This is a genomic window from Mesorhizobium sp. M4B.F.Ca.ET.089.01.1.1, from assembly GCF_004022605.1.
GTDB lineage: Bacteria > Pseudomonadota > Alphaproteobacteria > Rhizobiales > Rhizobiaceae > Mesorhizobium > Mesorhizobium abyssinicae.
Genome location: NZ_RZOS01000739.1, coordinates 1 through 1,796 on the forward strand (window position 1 = coordinate 1; position 1,796 = coordinate 1,796).

Sequence of the window (1,796 nt, forward strand, 5' to 3'; positions counted from 1 at the left end):
GCATAGAAGGCAGCGATGCGCCACCGGATCGCGCTCCACCAGAGCCAGGCCCGCCAGCTGTTGGCGGTGAGCTGGGTGAGGCCGTGCAGCACCATCGCCACCGTCAACGGCATGATCGCCATCAGCACCACGATCAGGATCATGCCGCCGGCCATGCCGAAGATGCCGGAAATAAACGACGTGGCGAGCACGGCGGCGGCAAGCTCGGCGGCAAAAAGCAAGGTGATCATGGCGACCTCGTGGGGTCCTCGAACGGGTTGGTCGAACGCGCGCCGCCTAGCGGCCCTTGCGCACGGCGAACGCGATCTCGCCGCGCGCCAGACCGATATCGGTCAGCAGGTGATCGTCGAGTTGCCGCAGCGCGCGCATTGCCTTGCGCGCTCGCATCTCCTTACGGATTGCACCGAAGCCATGCCGCATCGAGTGCGCGAGCCGGTGCTGCGGATGGTGATTGGTGGTGGCCTGAAGGATCGAGGTCATGTCTGTCTCCTTTGCTGTCGGCGCCGCCATTCGGGCGAGCGCGGGGGTTGCGCGTGCGCTAGCACGACGCTGATTGGCCGCTGCCGCGGCCGGTTCATCCGGGTTTTTTCGGCTGCACCTGTCCTCGAGCTGGCTCGACCTCGGTGCAATGTTTGCCTTGCGACCGAGGAAATCGCATGCTAATTGCCTCGGCGCAATCGAAACATTGCTCTCGGTGCAATTATGTCGGCAAACGAATACCTGAAGCTCGCGGATGACGTCGCCCTGGAGATCGCAGAGGGCCGCCTGAGGCCCGGCGAGCGGCTGCCGCCGCAGCGCAGCTTCGCCTACCAGCGCGGCATCGCGGCATCGACCGCGACACGTGTCTATGCCGAGCTATTGAGGCGCGGCCTGGTCGTCGGTGAGGTCGGTCGCGGCACCTATGTGTCGGGGCAATCGCGCCGGGGTGCCGCGGCGACCACGGATCCCGGCGATCCGCGCATCGACCTGGAGTTCAATTTCCCAATTCTACCGGGGCAGGCGCAACTGATGTCGCAGAGCCTTGCCGGACTTGGCGATACGGACGCAATGCAGATTGCACTGAGGCCGGCGACCAGCGGCGGCACGCCGGCGGCGCGAGAGCTAAGCGCCCGTTTCCTCGCCCGCGGCGGCTGGTCGCCCCGGCCCGATGGGCTCGCCTTCACTGGCGGCGGCCGTCAAGCGATCGCCACCGCGATCGCCACCCTGGTTCCGACCGGTGCGCGCTGCGGCGTCGAGGCGGTGACCTATCCGCTGGTCAAGGGCATCGCGGCGCGGCTCGGCGTCAATCTGGTGCCGCTCGCCATGGATGAGAACGGGGTGCGCCCGGACGCCGTCGAGAAGGCGCATCGCGAGGCGCGGCTGTCCGCGCTGTACGTGCAGCCCGTGCTGCACAACCCGCTCGGCATCACCATGCCCGCCGCTCGCTGCGAAGACCTGGCCCGACTCGCGGAAAGCCTCGACCTGGTGATGATCGAGGACGCGGTCTACGGCTTCCTCGCCGACGAGGCGCCGCTGGCGGCGCTGGCGCCTGACCATTGCGTGGTGCTGGACAGCCTGTCGAAGCGCGTCGCGCCGGGGCTGACGCTGGGCTTCGTCAGTGCGCCGCCGCGGCTCAGGGAAAGCGTCATGGCTTGCATCCGTTCCGGCGGCTGGGGGGCAGGGGGCTTCGCCTTCAACGCCGCGCAGCGGCTGATCGCCGACGGCGTTGTCGGCGAACTCGTCGCAGCCAAGCGCGAGGATGCCAGCCGTCGCCAGCGTCTCGCCGCCGACTGCCTTTCAGGGTTCGAGGTGCAGGC

At 68.2% G+C, this 1,796-nt stretch carries 2 protein-coding genes and 1 pseudogene; 1 reads left to right on the forward strand and 2 read right to left on the reverse strand.

Going from position 1 to position 1,796, the window contains the following annotated elements; all coding sequences use genetic code 11:
- Together EN780_RS33355 and EN780_RS33360 are read right to left on the reverse strand one after the other, a co-directional pair.
- Positions 1-230: pseudogene (locus EN780_RS33355) on the reverse strand (sulfite exporter TauE/SafE family protein); the annotation flags it as partial.
- A gap of 46 nt (positions 231-276) precedes the next feature.
- On the reverse strand, positions 277-480 hold the full coding sequence (locus EN780_RS33360; RefSeq protein WP_245500204.1) for a DUF1127 domain-containing protein: 204 nt from the start codon (positions 478-480) through the stop codon (positions 277-279).
- A 222-nt stretch (positions 481-702) separates the two neighbouring features.
- Here EN780_RS33360 and EN780_RS33365 point away from each other — a divergent pair.
- A partial coding sequence (locus EN780_RS33365) for a PLP-dependent aminotransferase family protein (protein ID WP_133372849.1) occupies positions 703-1,796 on the forward strand: 1,094 nt, incomplete at its 3' end.